This is a genomic window from Kitasatospora sp. NPDC023176, assembly GCF_055560495.1.
The window spans coordinates 44645-51297 of the sequence record NZ_JBVHIP010000040.1 but is presented as its reverse complement, the minus strand read 5'-3'; the positions used below and the strand labels follow the sequence as shown (position 1 = coordinate 51297).

3 protein-coding genes are annotated in these 6653 nt (G+C 72.0%); 2 read left to right on the top strand and 1 reads right to left on the bottom strand.

What is annotated here, in order from left to right:
• Positions 1-653: 653 nt before the first annotated feature.
• Positions 654-4673: a DEAD/DEAH box helicase gene (locus ACZ3YL_RS35990; protein WP_465661651.1), complete on the top strand. Its 4020-nt coding sequence runs from the start codon at positions 654-656 to the stop codon at positions 4671-4673.
• 671 nt (positions 4674-5344) lie between these two features.
• On the opposite strand, the gene ACZ3YL_RS35985 is transcribed toward ACZ3YL_RS35990, so the two are convergent.
• Entirely contained in the window at positions 5345-6007 is a 663-nt protein-coding gene (locus ACZ3YL_RS35985) for a hypothetical protein (RefSeq protein WP_465661649.1), read from the bottom strand.
• A gap of 138 nt (positions 6008-6145) precedes the next feature.
• Between ACZ3YL_RS35985 and ACZ3YL_RS35980 the strand changes: the two genes are divergently transcribed.
• Positions 6146-6652 (top strand): hypothetical protein, encoded by a 507-nt coding sequence (locus tag ACZ3YL_RS35980; RefSeq protein WP_465661647.1) that lies wholly within the window; start codon positions 6146-6148, stop codon positions 6650-6652.
• Position 6653: the final 1 nt, after the last annotated feature.

Here is a 6653-nt window from a genome sequence, read left to right as displayed (position 1 = left end):
CCGCGGCTCCCCACCCCCTGGTGCGCCCCCCCCCCCCCCTACCCCCCCGCCCCCCCCCCCCCCCCCCCCCCGGGGGGCGCCCCCCCCCCCCCGGCCCCCCCCCCCCACGACGCCGTTCGGCGGACCCGCCCGTCACGAACGTGACCGCCGGAGCACGCCTCCAGCGACCTGCGGATGCTGGCCAGTCCTCGGCTGATCCCTGCGGGTGCAGGGAGGACTGGGTGCCGGTCGAGCCGCTGGTCCGGTACACCGGTTGACCCCTGCGGGCGCAGGGAGGACATTTCTGAGCTGGGCTGATTCGGCGGTTTTGCTGTTTCTTTGCTATTGCTGCCATGCGAACGCGTCAGTGGCACAGCTGATCTGTTGAGGTGTCAAAGAGTCGACCCCATCGTGCCACCCTGCCAATGATTCCGTACCGAGCTTTTGACTGATCCAGGGCTGGACCGACCCGGTGGGTCCGCGCTGATGGGAGCTGACCGTGGACGCATGCGATGACGGCGAGCGTCCCCCGCCCGCGTTACCTGGTTGCCCAGTCTCGCCCGCCCGCCGTCCGGTAGATTCTGCGGCCTGCTGATCGGCACACGAAGCGGCTGCGGGCCGCAGGTTCGACACGGGGGCGTGGCATGCGGGGCGGACAGGGGCGGGATCGGCGGGTGGCGGACCTACTGGAGTGCTGGCGGGCCATCGAGTTGTTCAGTCCGCCGACGATCCCGGAGGTTCCCCGCAAGCGCCGTGCGGGCAGGCTCCGCGCCTCCGACGCGCTGGTCGTGGACCTCACTCCGGCCGCGGGCCAGGCCGCGCCGGTGCTGCCGTGGGATGCGGAGCACCCGGAGACCGCGGCTCACCTGGCGCCGCACGGGATGGTGTGGCGGCATGAGGTGTACGGCGGCGTGTTCGACCTGGAGCTGCTGCGCCGGGCGATGATCGCGGTGCTGCCGGAGGGCACCGAGCCGGATCCGGGGGTCCCGCAGGAGGAGTTGGAGCTGTCGGGGCGGAGTGCGGTGTTCGCGATGGTCCTGGACGAGCACGGGCGTCCGGTGGAGGGGACGTCGGTGGTGTCGGCGTGTGCCTGGGCGACGGGGCGCCTGTTCGATCCGGGGCCGTCGGCACCGGGTTGGCTGGACGGCTTCGAGGAACTGGGCGAAGCGTTCGAGGTGGCGGTGGCTCAGCTGGCCGCCGCGCCGATCGCGTACACCGCCGGGAAGCGTCCCGCCCCGGGCCCGTACGGGCTACCGGTGTTCCGGCCAGTGGGGCCGGTACCCATGGCGGAAGCGGGCCGCTCCTGGCAGCAGCTGCTCGCCGAGGTCCTGGGCGGTGCTGCGGTGGCGGCGGTCGGCGCGCTGTTCGGCGAGGTCGCGGGCGCCGCCGTCCAGGGGGCGACGGAGCCGCTGGTGCGGCGGGTCGCGGACTGGGTGGCGGCCCGCCGCCCGGCACAGGACGGCGTCACCGAGACCGAGTCCCAGGCGCCCGCCGACACCGCGGCGCCGGCTGAGCCCGCCGCCGTATCCGACACACCACCGTCCGCGGAAGCGGACACGGAAGCCCCCGTCGCCCGCCCCGTCGCGTTCGCCGACCTCGTCGCCCTGACCGCCCAGATCGCCCACCTCTGCGGCGTCCAGCACCACCTCGACCCGCGCGTGATCCGCGTCCGCAGCCACCTCGTCCGCCTCCCGCGTGACCCCGGGGCCAAGCCCGCCGCCAACCAGCCGTTCCTCAACAGCCTCCTGCCGCCCGACCTCGCCCGGGTCCGCGGCTCCCTCGCGGAGGACGGCGCCGGCCTCGGCCCCGCCCTGGACGCCTACCTGGCCTCGCGCCACGACCTCCCCGTCCACGCCCGCACCGACCTGCGTCAGGACCGCCGTACTGTCCTCGACGGCGTCTCCCCCGCCCTCGTGCCCGCCGGACGGTGGCCCGCCAAGGCGCGGCACCCCCTCGCGCTCAGCCAGCAGTTCGCGGTCGACCGCATGCTGGCCGACCGCGAGGGGACCGATGGCGGCCTGTTCTCCGTCAACGGCCCGCCAGGCACTGGCAAGACCACCATGCTGCGCGACCTCGTCGCCGCGCTCGTGGTCGAACGGGCCACGGTGATGGCCTCCTACCGGCGGCCCGAGGATGCCTTCGTGGGCCGGGCCTGGCAGGGCAGGGACCGCCAGGGACGTCGCAAGCGCTACGTTGCCGCCCTCGACCCCAAGCTCACCGGCTACGAGATCGTGGTCACCTCCTCCAACAACGGCGCCGTGGAGAACGTCACCGCCGAACTTCCCGGCGCCTCCGCCCTCGACGAGCACTGGCACGGCGGCCCCGACCACTTCTCCGACCTCGCCTCCGCCCTCCTCGACGGCGCGCCCGCCTGGGGCCTGGTCGCCGCCGTACTCGGCAACAAGGCCAACCGGACGAAGTTCGGCCAGCGATTCTGGTGGGGCAGCCTGCCCGAGAAGGAGGCCGACGCGCGTACCGCCGCCGGGCTACCGCCGCTGCGCGGCATGAACGCGATCCTCGGCGACTGGATCCCTCCCCGCGTCCCGAGACCGTCCCGGGCCCCGAAACCGGCTGACGCCCCGAAGCCCGCCCGCACGGCACCGGGCGAAGGAACCCAGCCCCCCGCCGGCCCCGCCCAGCCCGTCCCCTCCTGGCACGACGCCGTCGACGCCTTCAAGGCCGCCCGGACCACAGTCGAACGCCTGCGCACCGAACGCGCCCGCCTCGCCGCCGCCCTGGCCGACACCGAGTCCGGCCGCGACCGGCAGCGCGTCGACGCCCTGCACACCGCCGTCGCCCACGCCGACCAGCGCGTCGCGGCCGCCGAGGCCCGGCACACCGACGCCACCACGGCTGCCGTCACCGCCGGATCCACCGCCGCGGCCGCCGAAGCCGCCCACCAGACCGCCACCCAGCGCGTCCCCCGGGCCCGTGAAGCCCTCGCCGGCGCCCGCGCCGACCTGGCGGCCGCCCGCGAACGCGCCCACCACCACCGCCAGTACGTCGACGCCCTGACCGCCCGCCACGAAACGCCCCTGACCACCGAACCCGGCCTGCGCGCGGGCCTGCGCCGACTGCTCCAGACCACCGCCGAACGCCAGGCCGCCGAGCAGCAGCACGAACGCACCCAGGCCGAGATCCTCGACCTGCTCGTCCAGCAGCGCACCGCCCTGGAGGACGCCTACGACCACATCGCCCGCTGCGTGCGCGCCGAGGAACTCGCCGCCCACGACCTGCACACCGGCTCCACCACCGCACTCGCCGAAGCTGCCGCCGCCCTCACCCGCGCCCACGCCCGCGAGGACGCCGCCCGCACCGCCGAGTCCGCAGCCCACGACGCCGTCCAGCGGGCCCGGCACGAGGCGGCGGCCGCCCGACGCGACCTGGCCACCGCCACCGCCGCCATCGACGCCGCCCACCGCGACCTCCGCCAGGCCGCCACCACCCTCCCCAGCCTGCCCCTCGACTGGACCCACCTCGACGACGCCGAACAGGAACTCGGCTCCCCCTGGTCCGACGAGGCCTGGTGCACCGCCCGCAGCGACCTGTTCATGCGCGCCCTCGATCTGCACCGCGCCTTCGTCGCCAACAACGCCCTGCGGATCCACGGCACCCTCCGGGTCCTCATGGATCTCATGGCCGGCACCAGCGGCCCCGTCCCCGACGAACAGGTCGCCCAGGCCTGGCAGACCCTCTTCCTCCTCGTCCCCGTCGTCTCCACCACCTTCTCCTCCATCGGCAGCATGTTCGCCCGCCTCGGCCGGGGCAGCATCGGCTGGGTCCTCGTCGACGAAGCCGGCCAGGCCACCGCGCAGGCCGCCGTCGGCGCCCTCTGGCGCGCCCGCCGCGCTGTCCTCGTCGGCGACCCCCTCCAGCTCGAACCCGTCGTCACCATGCCCACCGCCCTCCAGCGCCGCCTCCTGCTCGCCCACGGCGTCGACGAGGAATGGCTCCCCTCCGCCACCTCCGCCCAGGCCGTCGCCGACCGCGTCAACCGCTACGGCACCTACCTGCCCGACCCCACCGGCAACGACGACGAGACCGTCTGGGTCGGCTCACCCCTGCGCGTCCACCGCCGCTGCGAAGACCCCATGTTCACCGTCAGCAACCAGGTCGCCTACGACGGCCTCATGGTCTACGGAACCCACCCCCAACCCTTCCCCGACGCCGACCACGACGGCCTCCTGCCCAGCCGCTGGCTCGACACCCCCGACCCCACCCGCAACGGCGACGACCCCTGGGGCGAACGAGACCGCCGCGCCCTCGACTTCGTCCTGCGCAGCCTCCACCGGCAACGCGTCACCCCGGAACGCGTGCGCATCATCGCCCCTTTCCGCGCCCTCGTCCGCGAGGCCCGCGAAACCTGCCGCACCCACCCTGGCTGGACGTTCGAGGTCCTCGAGGAGCGCTGCGCCACCGTCCACAAGGCCCAGGGCAAGGAAGCCGACGTCGTCATCCTCCTGCTCGGCGCGGGCCGCCGCGGCGCCCGCGACTGGGCCGCCCGCACCCCCCACCTCCTCAACGTCGCCGCCAGCCGCGCCAAACGCCGCCTCTACATCATCGGCGACCGCGCCCTGTGGGCCCCACTGCCGCATTTCGACGTCCTGGCCGCCGAACTGCCCGTCTACCACCACGTCGACGACCGCGATACCTGGCCCCTCGACGGACCCCAAGCACCGGCATCATCCGTGTAGTGCCCGCCGGAGCCATCCCAAGGGCCGGCCGCGAGACCGACCGAAAGACCCACCCACACCACTGCAGCGGGACGAGCCCCGGCGGTTCCGTTCGAGGCAGCCCTCAGAGCAGCTCCGTCACACTGCAACCCGCGTACCTGTGTTCACGCGCACCTGCGTGGTGACTTGCCAAGTCACCACCGCGCACACAGCTGCCCCCGCAGGTGCGGGGAGTCGATCTCGAACATGATCACGCCGAGGGCTTCCGGCTGACTCCTGCGGGTGCGGGGAGGAAGTGCCGTCGGCAGCACTGCCGGAGTAGCAAGCACGGCTTACCCCTGCGGGTGTACGGAAGACTCCTCCGAGCGGGATCCCCCGGTCGCGGGCCATCGGGCTGACCCGCGGGTACAGGGAGGACTCGGTCTGCGGGACGTCACCTCGCCGATCAGCCCACCGCCCCCCAACGGGTCCGGACGAGCGCGATACAGCGAGCTGAAGCCGACTGCGATGGCTGATGTCTGCGAGTGCGATGAATACAGCGGGCCGTGGGAATTGAGCCCGCCGTTCGACGACCGACCCTCGCAGCTGCGGGGAGGAAGCGTGACCTCGGCCGTGAGCGCGTGAAGGGGCGTTCGTTCGGCATAGGGAGTGGAGAACGGGTCTCTCCGGTACCTAACGGCCCGATTCACCGTTCAACACGGCAGCAGAACACCGCGTTCGCGGATGACGAGTTCTTCGCCCTCGGTAAGGCTCGCGTACGTGATGACCTCATCCAACAAGCGGAACGCGCCGCCGACCTCTCGGCGGGCGGTGACGATTCGTTCGGCCATGTCAGAACTGACATCGAGGACCCGGGAGATCGTCTGAGCGTCGGCGCTGTTCAGATCCAGCAGGCCGCCGTCATCGTAGCCGGTGCCTCGGCCTGGTCGGCCGATACCCAGTTCACGGGCCATGGCGGGATCATCCTGAACGATGCGACGCGCCTCGGCGCGCAGAGTTCGGGCCTGTTGGACGGCGGCGAGAGCACCACCGGGCTCTGGCGAGAAGGCCGGCATTGGTCGTTGAGTGCCATAGATCCGGGCCCGGTACGGAGACAGGAGGATCGGGGCGATGATCATCCCGGCGAGCGCGGTGAAACCTGCAGCAGGAGGAATGATGAGGCCGCCTGCAAGGATGACGGTGAACACAATGGCCAGTCGGCGAGCCTTCGCTGCGTCCCGCGAATGAGCCCGAGATAGCCGCGTGGTGGCGTGCCAGAACGGTGCGCAGGCGAGCAGGCCGATGCTCAATATCGGCGTAAGGACGTACCAGAGGCCGGGGCGACGTTGGGCGGCTTGGGTGGGGTGCTGACTCACGAAGGCAGCGTATCGATGACTGGGCGTCAGATGTGCTCGTACGGGGAGACCGGATTGACTTGCACCGAACTTCGCGGAGACGCCCGGCATCCACCTGATCTGGTATGGCTGACCCCCGCGGGTGCGGGGAGGAGGCAGGTGAGCAGCACCATGTCGAAGGATCATGTCGCCTTGGAATGGGGTTGCCGGGTGGGTCACTGTGACGGGAGCGACGGTGCAAAGGCTTCGGCGGTGTTGTTCCGAGGTTACTTGCAGACCGGCACGATTGACGCTGTACGGTGCCGAGTCATCGATGCTTCAGCGGACATGGCGACGCTCGGCCCCCAGCTCACCGAGGTGATCAGCCGTGCCAGCGATGTGCTGCTCGCCTACTACACAAGTCACGGCCTGCTCGACGACCGAGGCCCTCTCTACCTGGGCCTGACGCGGGCGGTCCCATCCCTGCTGCACTACACCGCGCTACCGATGAATGTCATGCGCGAGGAGATGGAGAACAGTCCGGCAGCCATCAGGATTCTGATCCTGGACTGCTGCTTCCCCGGTCGGGCCATAGAAGCCATGGCGGATGATCGGAGCCCGTACGCCTCGCCGCCTCGATGCCGTCGACCGCTCCTGACCTCAGGCTGTCCCACACAGCCGACCTGAA